This is a genomic window from Campylobacter sp. CNRCH_2015_0338h (assembly GCF_025772785.1).
Lineage (GTDB): Bacteria > Campylobacterota > Campylobacteria > Campylobacterales > Campylobacteraceae > Campylobacter_D.
The window spans coordinates 65,671-82,467 of sequence record NZ_JAKMST010000007.1 but is presented as its reverse complement, the minus strand read 5'-3'; the positions used below and the strand labels follow the sequence as shown (position 1 = coordinate 82,467).

The window sequence follows — 16,797 nt, the reverse complement described above, 5'->3', positions numbered from 1 at the left end:
ATTATTTTAGTAAAATCATAACAAAAATATATTATAAAGAGAAAAAATGCCTATATTAAAAGAAAAATTGAAAGATATTTTAGACTTGATAGTTTTTAAGCATTCTATTTTTGCTTTGCCCTTTTTATTTACTTCAATGATTGTGGCTTCTGTTATTTTAAATGATAGCACTTGGTTTGGCTTTAAGGCTTTATTTTTGGGTGTTATTTGTGCAGTGAGTGCAAGAAATTTTGCAATGGCGATTAATCGTTTGATGGATGAGGATATTGATAAAAATAATCCAAGGTGTGCAAATAGACCTAATATCGATGGGCGTATAGGTAAAACTAGTATTTTACTTTTTATTATTTTAAATGCTATTGTTTTTGTTTTGGCAAGTTATTTTATTAATAAGCTAGCTTTTGCTCTTTCCTTGCCGGTATTATTTATTTTAGCTATTTATTCAGCTTTTAAAAGATTTTCATCCTTAGCGCATTTAGTATTAGGATTTTGCTTAGGGCTTGCTCCTATTGCAGGTAGCATTGTAGTTTTGGGAAGTATTGAAATTTATAGTGTGATTTTGTGTTTGGGTGTTACTTTTTGGACAGCTGGTTTTGATTTGCTTTATGCTTTGCAAGATATGGAATATGATAAAAAAACAGGCTTGTACTCTATACCTGCTAAATTTGGGCTTGAGGCAACCTTATTTATCTCAGCGTTTTGTCATGTTTTAGCAGTACTTTTTTGGCTTTTATTTGTTTGGGTGGCTCCAACGGGAAATATTGCCTTTTTAGGCGTGATAATTAGTGCGATTATTTTATTTTTTGAGCACCGCATAGTTAGAAAGAATTTTGCAAAAATTGATAAAGCATTTTTTACTTTAAATGGGTATTTAAGTATAGTGTTTTTTATATTTATTTGGGTTGATCTTTTATGGAGATAAATTTTTTTAAAAGCTCATTAGAACTTGAGTTTGAAGAGAGTAAAGAAAGATATGAAGAGTTTTTGCAAGAATATCTTTCAAGTAATAACTATGTTAATTTAAGCAAATGGAAAAAGCTTGCCTCAAGAGTGGAATTTAGCGAGGGTGAGCAAATTATTTTTGATTTGCTTATGGATTTAAAGCAAGAATTGTATTTGATAAAAAATGATATCAATAAAACAAAATTATTTACAGATTTAAAATATAAAGCTTTTGTGGTAGGTGTAAATTTTGCACACATTCAATTTAAAGATAAGTGTTTAACTCAAGATGAGGAATATTATGCAAGATTTGAGTTAAATGGTCAAAAAATTAGTATTTTTTTTAAAGCTTTAAATGAAAATGAGGCAAAAATTACACAAATAAAAGCAGAAGATGAGCTTGTGTATGATAATTTTGTGGCAAATATGCAAAGAGCGATGATTAAGATTTTAAAGGAGCAAGAAAATGGGTAGTGATTTATTATTGTGGCTTGTGGTAGCTTTATTAATTTTTGCTATGTTTGCTTATATGATGATAAAAGAAAAAGAAAGTATTGCTAAGATTAACGAGCTTGGTAAGATGATAGAAGATTTAAACAAGCAATATCATTATTTAAAAAAAGAAAGTTTAGATGAACAAGAGCAAGAAAAAGAGGAAATAGATACTGAAGCCATTAAAGAAGAGCTAAAAGAAGAACTTTTGCAGATATTAGAACAAAAAATTAATCAAAATATCATTCCTATTTTAAGTGCTTTAAAAGAAGTAGAAGAGGTGATTGAAGAATTTCAAAGTGAGCAAAAAAATCGTTTATTAAATTTAGAACAAAAAACTCAAAGCATTACAAAATTAAGCCCAAGCTATGATAATGAAGAACAAAAGGTAATAGAGCTTTTTAATCAAAAAAAATCCATTGAGCAAATTGCCAAAGATTTGCGTATAGGTATGGGTAGAGTTGAGCTTATTTTGAAATTTAATAAATTATTATAAAGGCCTTTGATGTTGGTAGATAGTTATGGAAGAGTGATAGATTATTTAAGAATTTCAGTAACACAAAGATGTAATTTTCGTTGCCTTTATTGTATGCCAAAAACTCCATTTGAATGGAGTGCTAAGGAAAATCTTTTATCATTTGAAGAACTTTTTATGTTTGTTAAAGTTTGCATTGATGAAGGGGTTAAGAAAATTCGTATTACAGGCGGTGAGCCTTTAGTAAGAAAAGATTTGCATAAATTTATTGCTATGATTAGTGAGTATAAGCAGGATATAGACTTAGCACTTACTACTAATGCTTCTTTGTTAAAACAACAAGCAAAAGATTTAAGACAGGCAGGTTTAAAAAGAATTAATATCTCTTTAGATACCTTAAAAGAAGAAGTGGCTTTTAAGTTAGCCCAAAAAAATATACTTAAAGATGTATTAAATGGTATTAATGAGGCTTTAGAATTAGGCTTTAATATTAAATTTAACACCGTAGCTCTTAAAGGGATTAATGATAGTGAATTTATCGATCTTTTAGAATTTGCCAAAGCACGCAAAAGCCAAATTCGCTTTATAGAATTTATGGAAAATTATCATGCTTATGGAGATTTAAAAGGCTTAAAATCAGCAGAAATTTTAAATATTATTGCTCAAAAATATTCTTTTAAACAAGGACAAAAAAGTCCAAATGCACCTGCGACTATTTATGAGCTTGAAGATGGGTATGAGTTTGGCATTATTGATCCACATAGCCATGATTTTTGTGATAGTTGTAACCGTATAAGACTTTCAGCTGAAGGGCTTTTAATACCTTGTTTATATTATGATGAAGCTTTAAGCATTAAAAAGGCTATACGTAATAAAGACATAGCAGGTGCTTGTGAGGTTTTAAAAACCGTGATAAAAAATAAATCAGAAAAAAATAGATGGGCAGAAAATGAAGCCAATCAAAGTTCTACAAGAGCCTTTTATCAAACAGGTGGATAATGGAAGTTGTTGAAACTTTTTTAAGCTTGCAAGGTGAGGGAAAATATAGTGGAAATTTAGCTGTATTTGTAAGGTTTGCTGGGTGTAATTTTAACTGTATAGGCTTTGGAGTAAAAAAAGAAAAAGATTCTAAAATACTTTTGGGCTGTGATACTATAAGAGCTGTTTTTACCAAAGAATTTAAAACTTGTTATAAAACCTATACTTCAGCAAAGCTTTTTGATGAGGTTTTAAAGTTAGCAAATTCACGCAAAGCTATGGTTGTTATTACCGGTGGTGAGCCTTTATTAAATTATCAAAATAAAGATTTTTTGTGTTTTATTAATTTGCTTTTAGAAAATGATTTTAAAGTGCATTTTGAAACAAATGCAAGCATTGAAATTGATTTTGAAAAATATCCTTTGTATAAAAAATGTTATTTTGCTTTGGGTGTAAAGCTTAGTAATAGCGGGGTTAAAAAAGAAAAAAGGATTAATGAAAAAGCGTTGAAAGCTTTTAAATATTATGCTAAAGATAGTTTTTATAAATTTGTTTTAGATAAGGATTTTTTACAAGAAAATAAAGCCTTAGGCGAAATTAATGAAATTTTACAAATTTGTGAAAATGAGGTATTTTGCATGCCTATGGGGTCAAGTGAAGAAGAAATTTCTAAAAATGCCTTAAGTGTTGCTGAATTTTGTATAAAAAATGGATATAATTACTCCGATAGATTGCATATTAGAATTTGGGGAGATAAAGAAGGCGTATGATTATTAGAAAAATGTTTGAATTTGAAAATGCTCATATTGTTAGATTTTGTAGCTCCAAGCGATGTAAAACAAGCATACATGGCCACTCTTATAAGGTAGAAATTTTACTTGAGAGTAAATACCTTGACAATGCGGGAATGGTATATGATTTTGGTTTGTTAAAAGATGAAATAAAACAAATTATTGATAGTTTTGACCATGCTATTACGCTTTTTAAAGATGATGATAAAGTTTATTTAGAAGATATGAAAAAACACTCACAAAGATGGGTAAGTTTACCTGTGAATGTAAGTGCAGAAAATTTTGTACGCATATTTTTTGTACTGATAGATACCTTGCTTTTAAAGACTAAGATGGTCAATGGAGAGCAAGGTGTTAGTTTAAAAAGTATTATTGTGCATGAAACAAGAACAGGCTATGCACAAGGTTTTAGAGAAGATGCTTATAGTGAGTTTTTACCAAAGATAAATTTGGCAGATATTGAATTTTCACAAGCTATAAGCGATGAATGGAAAGATAAAGATTTTTTTAAAAAACTTCAAGATGCAAATTTTGTTTTTATTAATCAAAAGGAGGTGTAATGAAAAAGATTTTATTGATTGTGCCATTATTGTTTTTTATTGCTTGCTCAAGTCAAGAAGATACAAACGTAAAAAAAGAGGTGCAGACTGAGCAAGTTCAAATTGAGCAAAGTGATTCTAATGTGATTATAGATGATGATACGCTTCCTATACCTGTAGATGATGATATCAAAGATGAAAATAACACACAAGGACAGTGATGGATCAAAGTTATGAGTTTTTTTTAGCATTGCATGTATATAGTTTATACGCAAATGGCTTTTTAATGTTGTTTTATTTGTATTTAACTCAAAGTAGTTTTTCGCAAGAGTTTATTTTTATAAAAAGAATTCGCCTATTTTTGCCAATTTATTATTTATTTTTAGCAATTACACTTTTTACAGGAAGTTTGCTTTGGGCTTTAAAGCATTTTGAGCTAAATTTATACATGCTTTCTATGTGGTTTTGTTGGATTTTTATCTTTGCTTTGGCTATTTATCAATTTGTTTTATTTAAAAAAGCAAGATTGTTCAAACGTTATGCTAAATTTAGATTTTTAAGCTTTTTTATTTTATGTTTAGGAATATTTTTACTTTTTGTGCCTTATTTGCTTCAAAGGTTTTATTTTTAATGCGATTTTTGTATCACCCACAAAGCGGTGCTTTAAATTTAGAGTTAGAAAATGAAGCTTTCTTGCATTTAAAAGCTAGAAGAATGAAAGTAGGCGATAAAATCATATTAAAAAATTTAAAAGATTTTTTTGCTTATACTTATGAATGCATAGAGTTTTCTAGACGCTCATGTGCATTAAATTTACTTGATAAAAAAGAAGAAAAACAAGAATTAAAAACGCATTTACACCTAGCTTTAGCGGTGATTGATCCAAAGATTATAGAAAAAACCTTACCTTTTTTAAATGAACTTGGAGTAGCTAAGCTTTCTTTTGTGTATATGGATTATTCACAAAAGAATTTTAAATTAGATTTTAAAAGAATGGAAAAGATTCTTATAGAATCATCCCAGCAATGCGGTCGTGCCTCTTTAATGGAGCTTGAAAGCTTTGATGATTTTAAAAAATTTCAGCAAGCTTATGAAAATATTGTTTTAATAGACTTTGAAGGTGAAGATTTGATGGGATTTGAACCTAGTAAACATGTATTTTTAATAGGCGCTGAAGGTGGATTTTCGCAAAAAGAAAGAGAGGAGAATGTAAAAAAAGCAAAATTACAGGCTGGTTTTATACTTAAAGCGCAAACAGCTTTAATAGGGGTTGCTTCAAAATTCATAATTTAAAAACATGCTTAAATTTAGCTATTTTTTATATAAAAATTTATATAATTACGCCTTAATGTTTTGAAAAAGGATAAACAATGAAAAAAGAAATTCACCCAGAATATGTAGAATGCAAAGTTAGTTGTGCTTGTGGAAATTCTTTTACTACTAAGTCAAATAAACCAGAAATTAAAGTTGATATTTGCTCAAGTTGTCATCCATTTTTTACAGGTAGTGAAAAAATCGTAGATGCTGCGGGTCGTGTAGAGAAATTTAAGAAAAAATACGCAATGCAATAATGTTATATTTTATTCCTACGCCCATAGGAAATTTAAACGATATTTCTTTTCATTCTTTAGAAATTTTACAAAAATGCAAACTCTTTTTATGCGAAGATACGAGAGTTTGCAAATCCTTAGTTCATCTCCTTAATGAAAAATTTAATTTAGAAATAAAACCTGATAAATATTTAGCCTTACATACTCATAATGAAAAAGATTTTTTAGCAAAAATAGATGATGATTTTTTTAAACAAGATGTTGCATATTTGAGTGATGCGGGTATGCCAGGTATTAGTGATCCGGGGCAATTTTTAATTGAATATGCCATTAAAAATAATATTGATTATGAAGTCTTGGCAGGGTCAAATGCTGCTTTACTTGCATTAGTTTCAAGTGCATTTTGTAAAAAAGAATTTATTTTTATGGGTTTTTTGGCTAATAAAAATCCTCAAAGACAAAAAGATATTGAAAATTTAATGCTTAATCCTTATCCTAGTATAGTCTATGAAGCACCTACTAGGATACTTAATTTAGTAGAAGAAATTAGTAAAATTGATCCTTTAAGAGAAATTTTTATCATAAAAGAAGCAACAAAGAAATTTGAAGCCAAATTTAGAGCAAATGCCTTAGAAGCTTTAGAAAAATTAAAAACAATGGACTTGCGTGGTGAATGGTGTGTAGTCGTAAGTGCTAAAGAAAAGCAATTTCACCAAAATACCTTGTGTGAGCAAGATATTTATGAACTTGATTTGCCTTTAAAAACAAAGGCAAAGCTTCTTTCAAAAATCAATGCGAAATCTCCAAAAGAAAATTATCAAAAACTGCTTTTAAGTTGAATTTGGTTATTATTTAAAAATGATAGTTTATGGTAAGCAAGTGTTTTTTTATATCTTAGAAAAGCACAAAGAAAAAATTAAAGAAATTTATTTAGCAAAAGAATGTGAAAAAGCTGATTTTTCAAAAATAGCAAAGGCGTCAAAAAAAATTAAAAAACTTGATTTTAAGGCCGCGCAAAGTTTGGCAAGAGGTGGAAATCATCAAGGTTTTTTAATGGAAATTGATGATTTTGAATTTAGCTCTTTTGAGAGTTTAAAAGAAAAAGATTTTATAGTTATTTTATATAATATTAGCGATGTTGGAAATATAGGCGCTATCGTGCGTAGTGCTTATGCTTTGGGTGCTGATGGGATTATTTTGGTAGCTAAAAGTGTGGCTATGGATGGAGTTATTCGTGCAAGTAGTGGCGCGGCTTTAGATATGAAAATAGTTTTAAATGATGATATTTTAAGCATGATAAATGAATTAAAACAAAAAGGTTTTTATATCTATGCTAGCGCAAGCGGAGGTAGTGATATACATACTATCAAGGCCAAAAATAAAAAAGTTTTGATTATGGGAAGTGAGGGTTTTGGTATAGCGCCAAAGGTGCTTAAAAAATGCGATGAATGTGTAGGGATAAAAATGCACAATGATTTTGATAGTTTAAATGTTAGTGCAGCATTTGCAATACTTTGCGATAGGATGAAAAATGGATAGTTGGAAAAAATTAGAAGATTTAAATTTATTAGAAGTTCAAAAAAGAACACAAATAGAAATAACTTGTCTTGAATATATTATTAAAAAAGATTTTAAGTCTTTATCTCGTTTTAATATAAATGGTTTTATCAAAATTTTACAAAGAGAATATGAGCTTGATTTTTCTAGCTTTTTAGAAGAATATCATGCCTATTTAGAAGAAAATGGTATTGAGAAAAAAAATCATGTGCATATTGCTCCTAGAATGAACTCATATACCAAAGAAAGCTCAAGTGTATGGTATATTGTGATTATAGTAGTAGTGCTTTTGATAGTGGCTTTAGCTTGGGGTGTTTCAAGATTTTTCCAAAGTTCCACACTAGATGAAAATACTACTAATGTGCTAAATCAAGAACAAATTATCTTAGAAGAAAAAGTTGATGAGAATGAAACTCCGGTTCTTAATTTTTTTGCTGATGAAACCACAGAAAACAATGAAACAAACACAAGTGCTATTTTAGAACCAATAGATGAGAGTAATAATACTATAGAAGAAACATTAGAGGGTAATACTAGTTTAAATATGCCCGAAGAAAATATGGTTTTGCTTAAAGAAAGTATTATAAGACCAAGTGCAGAGCTTTGGCTTGGTATGGTAGATTTAAAAACTTTTAGAAAAAGTTCTTTGACTATTAAAAATGATTATACTTTATCTTTAGATAAAGATATGCTTATTACTACGGGTCATGCTGCTTTTAGTTTAAATGATGAGAATAATAATACTTTAGAGTTTAAAAATGGCGTGTCTAAGTTTTTAATGATTAAAGATGGTAAAATCAAACAAATTGCAAAAGCTGAGTTTATAAAAGAAAATAGAGGAAAATTATGGTAAGAATTTTAATATTTTCCATTTTTTTTGCTCTTAATGCTTTTGCGCTAAGTGCTTTAGAAGTTGCTAAGCATATTGTTAATGATAATTCTAAAGATGCACAATTGGAACTTTTGTTTGCAAGAAATGATTATAAAGATGAGCGCGGAAATGTAGATATTTACACTATTTCTCAAATTTTAAAAACCAATTCTTTGGCAAATTTTATATTAAATGAACCAAAAACTTTAACTTTTAGTTTTAAAGCCCAAGCTGATTCTGTTTTGTTTTTTAAAACAATCAATGATACTTTAAATGAACTAGGTTATATTTATTTTATACCAACTGAATTAACTTTAAGGGAAAACTATATCACATATAAGTTAGCCGTAGATTCTCAGTACATGCTTGATCCAGGAGTTTTTTATAAGGCTTTGTTGGGTAGTTCTGTTTTTATTAAAGATATTTATAAAATTTCAGAGTTAAATTATGAATATGAGCTAGATTTTTCAAAAGCAAAACCTAAAGTCAATACTCAAATTCCATTAAATACTATTACTCAATTAAACAAACCTTTAAGAGAATATATTATTGATTTGCAAGGTGCAAAAAGTATGGAGCTTAGTGCACACAATCTTGATTCTTGGTTTTGCAAAATTCAATTTTTAGATAAAAACTTAAATTTTATACAAGGTGTAGAAAATACACATAAGCAAAATGAAGTAAATGTAAATATACCATTGGGCGCAAAATATGCTATTATAGGAGATATGTTTAGCCTTGATAATATAAAAAGGGGTTTAAAAATTTACTTAAGACGCTAAAAAGGACGGACGATGTTTGAAGAAATTCATTTTAATACCATAGAAAGACTTCCAAATTATGTTTTTGCTGAAGTTAATGCGATTAAAATGGCAGCAAGAAGAGCAGGGGAGGATATAATAGATTTTTCTATGGGAAATCCTGATGGCAAAACTCCTCAGCATATTATAGACAAGCTTTGCGAAAGTGCAAATAAAGACAAAACTTCAGGGTATTCTGCTTCGAGTGGAATTTATAAACTAAGACTTGCAATTTGTAATTGGTATAAAAGAAAATATGATGTTGATTTAGATCCTGAAAGTGAAGTAGTTGCAACGATGGGCTCTAAAGAAGGCTTTGTAAATTTAGCAAGAGCTGTTATTAACCCAGGAGATGTAGCTATTGTGCCTACGCCTGCTTATCCTATACATACTCAAGCTTTTATCATAGCAGGTGGTAATGTAGCAACTATGAATTTTGATTTTAATGAAAATTATGAATTAAACGAAAATACTTTTTTTGAAAATTTACAAAAAACATTGCATGAAAGTATTCCGCGTCCAAAATATGTAGTGGTAAATTTTCCGCATAATCCTACAACAGTTACAGTGGAAAAAAGTTTTTATGAGAGATTGGTTGCTATGGCAAAAAAAGAAAGATTTTATATTATTTCTGATATTGCTTATGCGGACTTAACTTTTGGCTCTTATAAAACTCCTTCGATTTTTGAAGTTGAAGGTGCTAAAGATGTAGCAGTAGAAACCTATACACTTTCAAAATCTTACAACATGGCAGGTTGGCGTGTAGGTTTTGTGGTGGGTAATAAACGCTTAATTGCGGCTTTGAAAAAGATCAAATCTTGGTTTGATTATGGTATGTATACGCCTATACAAGTTGCTGCTACTGTAGCTTTAGATGGGGATCAAACTTGTGTTGAAGAGATTAAGGCAACTTATGCAAAAAGATTGGAAGTCTTACTAGAATCATTTTACCAAGCAGGATGGGAATTAAAAAAACCTAATGCAAGTATGTTTGTTTGGGCAAAACTCCCTCAAAGCAAGGCCTATCTTGGTAGTATGGAATTTTCTAAGCAGCTTTTACAAAAAGCAAATGTAGCAGTAAGTCCTGGAGTTGGCTTTGGTGAAGCGGGTAATGAGTATGTTAGAATAGCTTTAATAGAAAATGAAAACCGTATTCGTCAAGCAGCAAGAAATATCAAAAAATACTTAAGAGAATAAAATGAAAATAGCGATTTTAGGCTATGGCACGGTAGGAAGTGCTGTTGTAGAAACTTTGTTAAAAAATCAAGATTTAATTAAAGCAAGATGTGATGAAGAAATTATTCCGGTAATTGCTTTAGCAAGAAGTGCAAAACCAAATGCATTGATTCCTGTGGTTAATGATATTGATGAGGTTTTAGAGTGTGAAGATATTGATGTATTTGTGGAGTTAATGGGTGGTATTGATTTATCCTTTGAGATAATTTCAAAAATTTTAAAAAGAAAAAAATCAGTAGTAACTGCTAATAAAGCTTTACTTGCTTATCATCGTTATGAGCTTGAAAAATTAGCACAAGATACAGCTTTTGGTTATGAGGCAAGTGTAGCAGGTGGAATTCCTATTATTAAAATTTTAAAAGAGGGTTTGAGTGCCAATAATATCGTTTCTATTAAAGGCATTTTAAATGGCACAAGTAATTATATTTTAAGCAAGATGGCAGAAGATAATGCCAAATTTCAAGAAGTATTAAAAAAAGCCCAAGATTTAGGATATGCTGAAGCTGATCCTACTTTTGATATAGAAGGATTTGATGCTGCGCACAAGCTTTTAATTTTAGCAAATATTGCTTATGGATTAAGAGTAAAACCTGAGGATATCTTGATTGAGGGTATTAGTAAGGTAAGCGATGAGGATGTTTATTTTGCAAAGGAATTTGAGTACACCATAAAACATTTAGGTATTGCTAAAATAAAAGATGAAAAAATAGAATTAAGGGTTCATCCTGTTATGTTAAATAAAGATAAAATGTTAGCAAAAGTTGATGGGGTGATGAATGCTATCAGTATAGATGGGGATATTTTGGGCGAAAGTTTATACTATGGTCCAGGAGCAGGTGGTAAGGCAACTGCAAGTGCTGTTGTAGCAGATTTAATTGATATAGCAAGAAAAGAAAAAAATAGTGCTATTTTTGGATATTTAAATGATACTTCTTATAAGCTTTTAAATAAGGATGAAATTTATACAAGGTATTATCTAAGATTAAAGGTATTAGATAAAATAGGGGTTTTATCAAAAATTACACAATTAATGAGCGAACATCAAATTTCAATTGATACTTTTTTGCAAAAGCCAAAAAAAGAAAAGCAAGATTGTAGTACTTTATTTTTTATTACTCATCAAACTTATGAAAAAAATATACAAATTTTAACTCAAAAACTTAAAGAACAAGAATTTGTTGAAGATGATGTTTTTATGATGAGAATAGAAGATTAAATGGCTTTATCACAGTATCTTTTTGGTATAAAAGGTGAAGATATAGCATGTGAATATCTTAAAAATAAAGATTTTGAAATTTTAGAAAGAAATTTTCATTCTAAATTTGGAGAAATTGATATTATTGCTAAAAAAGATAAAATTTTACATTTTATTGAAGTTAAAAGTACACAAGGAAATTATGAAGTAGCCTATAGACTAGATGGCAAAAAATTTAACAAAATTATTAAAACCATAGAGTATTACTTTATGAAACACAAAAGTAATGAAAATTTTCAATTAGATTTACTTTGCGTGTATAAAGATGATATAAAACTTTTAGAAAACATTAGTTATTAAGAGAATGTTTATTTTAATCTAATAAAATCTTAAAAAATTAAAGGAGATAACATGGGAAAATATATTGATTTAACTGCAGAAAATTTTGCACAAGCAAAAGAAGGCGTAGCTTTAGTAGATTTTTGGGCTCCATGGTGCGGACCTTGTAGAATGCTTGCACCGGTAATTGATGAGCTTGCAAATGATTTTGATGGCAAGGCTAAAATTTGCAAAGTAAATACAGAAGAGCAAGGTGATTTAGCTGCGCAATTTGGTGTAAGATCTATTCCAACTATCTTTTTCTTTAAAGATGGTGAAGTGGTTGATCAATTGGTTGGTGCTCAATCAAAACAAGTTTTAGCAGATAAACTAAACTCACTTTTATAATCTCAAGCCACTTTTAGTGGCTTTTCTTCATATTTTTTACTATTTAATAATTTTTATTATTTATAATTAAAGAAAAATTTGTATAATATCTCTGAAATAAATCACAAGGAAAATAACGATGTTAGATTTAGCTATTATAGGCGGTGGCCCTGCTGGTTTAAGTGCGGGATTATATGCTACTAGAGGCGGATTAAAAAATGTTGTAATGTTTGAAAAAGGTACACCAGGTGGGCAAATAACTTCAAGTTCAGAAATTGAAAATTATCCTGGAGTTGCACAAGTTTTAGATGGAATTTCTTTTATGGCTCCATGGAATGAGCAATGTATGCGTTTTGGTTTAAAACATGAAATGATAGGTGTAGAACAAATTAGCAAAAATACTGATGGTAGTTTTAATATCAAATTAGAAAATGGTAAAGTCGAACAAGCAAAGGCTGTTATTGTTTGTACAGGTTCTACCCCACGTCGTGCAGGTTTTAAAGGCGAGGATGAATTTTTTGGCAAAGGTGTAAGTACTTGTGCAACTTGCGATGGATTTTTTTATAAAAATAAAGAAGTAGCTGTTTTAGGTGGAGGAGATACAGCCTTAGAAGAGGCATTGTATCTAGCTAATATTTGCTCAAAAGTATATTTAATCCATAGAAGAGATGAGTTTAGAGCAGCGCCTTCAACGGTAGAAAAAGTAAGAAATAATGATAAAATAGAATTAATCACAAATGCAGTGGTTGATGAGGTTTGTGGTGATAATATGGGTGTTAATAAGGTAAAAATAGCATTTAATGATGGCTCTAAAAGAGATCTTGATGTGCCTGGAATTTTTACCTTTGTTGGATTGAATGTGAGAAATGAAATCTTAAAACAAGAAAATGGTGAGTTTTTATGTGCTATGGAAGAAGGTGGTCAAGTGAGTGTTGATCTTAAAATGCAAACTAATATAGCAGGGTTGTTTGCAGCAGGTGATTTAAGAAAAGATGCTCCAAAACAAGTAATATGTGCAGCAGGTGATGGAGCAGTAGCAGCACTTAGTGCTTTAGCATATATTGAAAATTTGCATTAATCTTCACATAAATTTCACAAAAATTAATTAAGATTCTCCTATAAAAAATCAAGGAGAATCTAAAATGAAAAAAATACTAATTCTAAGTACAACTTTAGCGCTAATGGCTAGTGCAAATATTACACAACAAAATACTAATTCATATCAACAAAATATGCCTCATATGCCTCAGTATAATCCTTATGCGCAAAATTATTATGGGCTTTCTAAACCTATTATGGATAAAATTCAAAGTTCTTTTCCTGGAGCTTTTATTGTAGATGTGGATTGGGAAGAATTTGGTTATGAAATTAAACTAAGTAATAATATGGAAATGTTTTTTGATAGAAATGGAAATTTTTTAGGGCAAAAATGGGATGATTAATTAAAAGCGTTATTTGCTTTTAAATAAATAAACGCTACAATTTTTCAAATTCTAAAAAGGCAGATTTAAAATGATTAATATTGGAATCCATGGAAGTAATGGGCGTATGGGTACTCAAATAAGACTTTGCCTAGAAGATGATGAGCAGGCAAAGGCTAGTGCGTTTTTTGATCAAGGATCAAATTATGAAGATTTTTTTAATAAATGTGATGTAATTATTGATTTTTCTACTCCAAAGGGTTGTGAGGATTTGCTTTTATATGCAAGAAGTAATCCCAAGCCTTTGGTGATAGGTACTACAGGTTTAGATGCTAAGCAAAATGAGTTAATGCAAAGTGCAAGTATTACTATGCCTATTCTTTATGCAACTAATATGTCTTTTGGTGTGGCGATTTTAAAAAAGCTTTCTTATTTAGCTAGTGAGACTTTGAGAGATTTTGATATAGAAATACTTGAAATGCATCATAATAAGAAAAAAGATGCTCCAAGTGGTACCGCAATGACTTTAGCACAAAATGTTGCTAAGGCTAGAAATTTAGACTTAGAAAAGGTCAGAGTAAGCGGTAGAGATGGGGTTATTGGGCAAAGAAGTAAAGATGAAATCGCGGTGATGAGTTTAAGAGGCGGTGATATAGTAGGTTCACATAGGGTTGGTTTTTACAATGAAGGTGAATTTATAGAATTAAATCATACGGCTACTTCAAGAGCTACTTTTGCAAAAGGTGCGATAAAATGTGCAAAATGGTTAGCTTCTCAAGAAAATGGCTTATATGATATAGATGATTGTTTAGGAATTTAAATGTGTGCAGTAGTTGGAGTAATTAATTCAAAAAATGCAAGTACGGTGGCTTATTATGCTTTGTTTGCTATGCAACATCGTGGACAAGAAGCAAGTGGGATTAGCGTAAGTGATGGTTTGGGTATCAAAACACACAAAGCTAAAGGTGAAGTAGGGCAAATTTTTAATACACAAATTCTAGCAGGATTAAAAGGCGAGATAGCCATAGGACATAATCGTTATTCTACTGCAGGAAATTCTTCTTTGCATGATGCCCAACCTGTTGCAGCTACTTGTTCTTTGGGTGATATTTCTTTAGTGCATAATGGAAATTTGATTAATAAAGAAGAAGTTAGAAAAGAACTGATTAACAACGGGGCTATTTTTCATTCTAATATGGATACAGAAAATGTGGTACATTTAATAGCAAAAAGCAAAAAAGAAACTTTAAAAGATAGATTTATAGAAAGCTTGACTCAAAGCAAGGGAGCGTATTGTTTTATGCTTGCTAGTAAAAATCAACTTTTTGTAGTAAGAGATCCTTATGGGGTTAGACCTTTATCTTTGGGTAGATTAAAAGATGGTGGGTATATTGTAGCGAGTGAAACTTGCGCTTTTGATTTGATAGAGGCTGAATTTATCCGCGATGTAAAACCAGGCGAGATGCTAGTTTTTACTCAAGGTAGTGATGAGTTTGAAAGCATTCAAGTATTTGATAAGACAGATCCAAGAATTTGCGCATTTGAGTATATTTATTTTGCTAGACCTGATAGTATTATAGAAGGTAAAAGCGTATATGAAGTGCGTAAAAAAATGGGTGAAGCCTTGGCTAAAAAATTTAAAGAAAAAGTGGATTTTGTAGTGCCAGTTCCAGATAGTGGTGTAAGTGCTGCTATAGGTTTTGCGCAATATTTAAAAATCCCACTTGAAATGGCAATAGTGAGAAATCACTATGTTGGAAGAACTTTCATAGAGCCAACTCAAGAAATGAGAAATTTGAAGGTAAAATTAAAACTCAATCCTATGAAAAAAGTCTTAGAAGGCAAAGATATAGTGGTGATTGATGATAGTGTGGTAAGAGGAACAACTTCTAAAAAAATTATTGCGCTTTTAAAACAAGCAGGTGCAAGAAAAATCCATTTAGCGATTGCATGTCCAGAAATTAAATTTCCTGATATTTATGGTATAGATACACCTACCTTTGAAGAATTAATCTCAGCTAATAAAAGCGTTGAAGAGGTTAGAGAGTATACAGGTGCAGATAGCTTGACTTTTTTGGATATTAATGAACTAGTTTCAAGTATTGGCGATGAAAGAAAATACTCTTTAATTAGTTTTGATGGGGATTATTTTATTAAATAATCCTTATCTGCATTTTAATTGTTTAAATACCTTATAGCTTTGAAAATGAGGCGGTAATCCCACTTCAAATGAAAAATCTTTATAAGTATGCCCTGGTAAATTTTTTGCAATATTGATATTATATGAAGCATCTCTTTGTTCTTGATTTGCTCTTTTTATGCTATCAAAATTTTGTTGATTAAAGATTTCACCACTTACCTCATGTTTTTTGTTATCATCAATTATCCTAAGTTCTAAAAAGCATTCAGAAATTTTAAAATTAGTATCATTAGTTACTCTACCTTTTACAATAATACTTTCTGTTGCTAAGCGTCTGTAGGTTGAAAAATTACTCAAACTTGCTTTTTTGGTATATTGATCTATAGTTAATAGTAATGAAATGGTTAAAATTAATGCTAGTATAAAGCTCACTATGCAAAAAATAATCATATATTTTTTATTTTGAACTTTTAAGTAAAGCAAAACCCAAGTTAAACCTGTAGAAGCTAACATAATAACAATGATTAAAATATGAAAAAATGTAAAATATCCCATTAAAAACACTTTGAACTAATCTCAATGTCAAAATTTTGACCTTCTTTAAAATCGGAAAATTTGGTTTTTAAATTAATAGTTTGTTGTGGATTTATTGTTTTTTCTATCATGGTTGATTTGCTTCTTAGAGGTTTTATAGTATGTATTAAATTTTTAAAAGTACTATTATCATCACTTTTCTTAAAAACTTCTACTTTTAATTTGCAGTATCTAAAGCTTTTTTTAGAAGTATTTGTTAAGCTATAATCAACGCTGAGTGAGTTATCATATACAAAAAATTGAGCATTATCTAAGCTGGTTATTCTTGATCTAACTTTAGTATCAATTAAAAAATATCCTAAATAAGCGATACCTGCTGAACATAAAATTCCTAAAAAAATCACCATAAAGGCAAAAGCAGGCTTGTTTCTGATGATTAAAGCTAAAAATAAAGTGATAATGAAAAAAAATACAACCAAGGCCATTAATAAAAAATCTATTAAGTGTAAATGAGTAGTATAAAAAATCATTTGCTCTCGAATGTGCTGGGCATTCATTATCACTTCTTTAG

The 16,797-nt window shown here is 29.8% G+C and carries 24 protein-coding genes; 22 read left to right on the top strand and 2 right to left on the bottom strand.

The features are described 5' to 3' along the window. Positions 1-46: 46 nt before the first annotated feature. The 22 genes from mqnP to purF all read left to right on the top strand — a co-directional run bounded on the left by mqnP (position 47) and on the right by purF (position 15,713). Entirely contained in the window at positions 47-922 is an 876-nt protein-coding gene (mqnP, locus tag L8X30_RS06350; RefSeq protein WP_263663876.1) for a menaquinone biosynthesis prenyltransferase MqnP, read from the top strand. After that, positions 913-1,416, top strand: a complete 504-nt coding sequence (locus tag L8X30_RS06345) for a hypothetical protein (protein WP_263679520.1) — start codon at positions 913-915, stop codon at positions 1,414-1,416. The genes mqnP and L8X30_RS06345 overlap by 10 nt, the downstream gene beginning before the upstream one ends. Continuing rightward, on the top strand, positions 1,409-1,930 hold the full coding sequence (locus L8X30_RS06340) for a hypothetical protein (protein ID WP_263679519.1): 522 nt from the start codon (positions 1,409-1,411) through the stop codon (positions 1,928-1,930). Before L8X30_RS06345 ends, L8X30_RS06340 begins: the two co-directional genes overlap by 8 nt. 9 nt (positions 1,931-1,939) lie before the next feature. Next, a complete protein-coding gene (moaA, locus tag L8X30_RS06335; protein WP_263663879.1) occupies positions 1,940-2,908 on the top strand; it encodes a GTP 3',8-cyclase MoaA in 969 nt (322 codons plus the stop codon). After that, complete coding sequence (locus L8X30_RS06330; protein ID WP_263679518.1) at positions 2,908-3,657, top strand: 7-carboxy-7-deazaguanine synthase QueE; 750 nt, start codon at positions 2,908-2,910, stop codon at positions 3,655-3,657. The genes moaA and L8X30_RS06330 overlap by 1 nt, the downstream gene beginning before the upstream one ends. Beyond that, positions 3,654-4,238 (top strand): 6-pyruvoyl trahydropterin synthase family protein, encoded by a 585-nt coding sequence (locus L8X30_RS06325; RefSeq protein ID WP_012662122.1) that lies wholly within the window; start codon positions 3,654-3,656, stop codon positions 4,236-4,238. The genes L8X30_RS06330 and L8X30_RS06325 overlap by 4 nt, the downstream gene beginning before the upstream one ends. After that, positions 4,238-4,438 (top strand): cytochrome C, encoded by a 201-nt coding sequence (locus tag L8X30_RS06320; RefSeq protein ID WP_263679517.1) that lies wholly within the window; start codon positions 4,238-4,240, stop codon positions 4,436-4,438. The genes L8X30_RS06325 and L8X30_RS06320 overlap by 1 nt, the downstream gene beginning before the upstream one ends. After that, positions 4,438-4,848, top strand: coding sequence for a hypothetical protein (locus tag L8X30_RS06315; RefSeq protein WP_263679516.1), 411 nt, complete (start codon positions 4,438-4,440; stop codon positions 4,846-4,848). The genes L8X30_RS06320 and L8X30_RS06315 overlap by 1 nt, the downstream gene beginning before the upstream one ends. Continuing rightward, positions 4,848-5,510, top strand: coding sequence for a 16S rRNA (uracil(1498)-N(3))-methyltransferase (locus L8X30_RS06310; RefSeq protein WP_263679515.1), 663 nt, complete (start codon positions 4,848-4,850; stop codon positions 5,508-5,510). The genes L8X30_RS06315 and L8X30_RS06310 overlap by 1 nt, the downstream gene beginning before the upstream one ends. 77 nt (positions 5,511-5,587) lie before the next feature. Beyond that, a complete protein-coding gene (rpmE, locus tag L8X30_RS06305) occupies positions 5,588-5,788 on the top strand; it encodes a 50S ribosomal protein L31 (RefSeq protein ID WP_012662118.1) in 201 nt (66 codons plus the stop codon). Beyond that, positions 5,788-6,606, top strand: a complete 819-nt coding sequence (rsmI, locus tag L8X30_RS06300) for a 16S rRNA (cytidine(1402)-2'-O)-methyltransferase (RefSeq protein ID WP_263679514.1) — start codon at positions 5,788-5,790, stop codon at positions 6,604-6,606. The genes rpmE and rsmI overlap by 1 nt, the downstream gene beginning before the upstream one ends. A gap of 19 nt (positions 6,607-6,625) precedes the next feature. Further along, positions 6,626-7,306: a 23S rRNA (guanosine(2251)-2'-O)-methyltransferase RlmB gene (gene rlmB, locus L8X30_RS06295; RefSeq protein WP_263663882.1), complete on the top strand. Its 681-nt coding sequence runs from the start codon at positions 6,626-6,628 to the stop codon at positions 7,304-7,306. Further along, positions 7,299-8,177, top strand: a complete 879-nt coding sequence (locus L8X30_RS06290) for a hypothetical protein (protein ID WP_263679513.1) — start codon at positions 7,299-7,301, stop codon at positions 8,175-8,177. Before rlmB ends, L8X30_RS06290 begins: the two co-directional genes overlap by 8 nt. Next, positions 8,171-8,977, top strand: coding sequence for a hypothetical protein (locus L8X30_RS06285; protein WP_263663884.1), 807 nt, complete (start codon positions 8,171-8,173; stop codon positions 8,975-8,977). The genes L8X30_RS06290 and L8X30_RS06285 overlap by 7 nt, the downstream gene beginning before the upstream one ends. Positions 8,978-8,989: 12 nt before the next feature. Then, positions 8,990-10,192, top strand: a complete 1,203-nt coding sequence (locus L8X30_RS06280) for an LL-diaminopimelate aminotransferase (RefSeq protein ID WP_263679511.1) — start codon at positions 8,990-8,992, stop codon at positions 10,190-10,192. 1 nt (position 10,193) lies between these two features. After that, positions 10,194-11,447 (top strand): homoserine dehydrogenase, encoded by a 1,254-nt coding sequence (locus L8X30_RS06275; protein WP_263679509.1) that lies wholly within the window; start codon positions 10,194-10,196, stop codon positions 11,445-11,447. Beyond that, a complete protein-coding gene (locus L8X30_RS06270; protein ID WP_220555475.1) occupies positions 11,448-11,786 on the top strand; it encodes a YraN family protein in 339 nt (112 codons plus the stop codon). 51 nt (positions 11,787-11,837) lie between these two features. Then, a complete protein-coding gene (trxA, locus tag L8X30_RS06265; protein ID WP_012662110.1) occupies positions 11,838-12,152 on the top strand; it encodes a thioredoxin in 315 nt (104 codons plus the stop codon). Positions 12,153-12,270: 118 nt separating this feature from the next. Further along, positions 12,271-13,209: a thioredoxin-disulfide reductase gene (gene trxB / locus L8X30_RS06260; protein WP_149062791.1), complete on the top strand. Its 939-nt coding sequence runs from the start codon at positions 12,271-12,273 to the stop codon at positions 13,207-13,209. A 64-nt stretch (positions 13,210-13,273) separates the two neighbouring features. Further along, positions 13,274-13,573 (top strand): PepSY-like domain-containing protein, encoded by a 300-nt coding sequence (locus tag L8X30_RS06255; RefSeq protein ID WP_263679507.1) that lies wholly within the window; start codon positions 13,274-13,276, stop codon positions 13,571-13,573. A 70-nt stretch (positions 13,574-13,643) separates the two neighbouring features. Beyond that, positions 13,644-14,372, top strand: coding sequence for a 4-hydroxy-tetrahydrodipicolinate reductase (gene dapB / locus L8X30_RS06250; RefSeq protein WP_263679506.1), 729 nt, complete (start codon positions 13,644-13,646; stop codon positions 14,370-14,372). Continuing rightward, a complete protein-coding gene (gene purF / locus L8X30_RS06245; RefSeq protein ID WP_263679504.1) occupies positions 14,373-15,713 on the top strand; it encodes an amidophosphoribosyltransferase in 1,341 nt (446 codons plus the stop codon). Between the two features lie 3 nt (positions 15,714-15,716). Here the strand turns inward: purF and L8X30_RS06240 are convergent, their stop codons facing one another. Beyond that, positions 15,717-16,247, bottom strand: a complete 531-nt coding sequence (locus L8X30_RS06240) for a DUF2393 domain-containing protein (protein WP_263663889.1) — start codon at positions 16,245-16,247, stop codon at positions 15,717-15,719. Further along, on the bottom strand, positions 16,247-16,783 hold the full coding sequence (locus tag L8X30_RS06235; protein WP_263663890.1) for a DUF2393 domain-containing protein: 537 nt from the start codon (positions 16,781-16,783) through the stop codon (positions 16,247-16,249). The genes L8X30_RS06240 and L8X30_RS06235 overlap by 1 nt, the downstream gene beginning before the upstream one ends. Positions 16,784-16,797 lie beyond the last annotated feature (14 nt).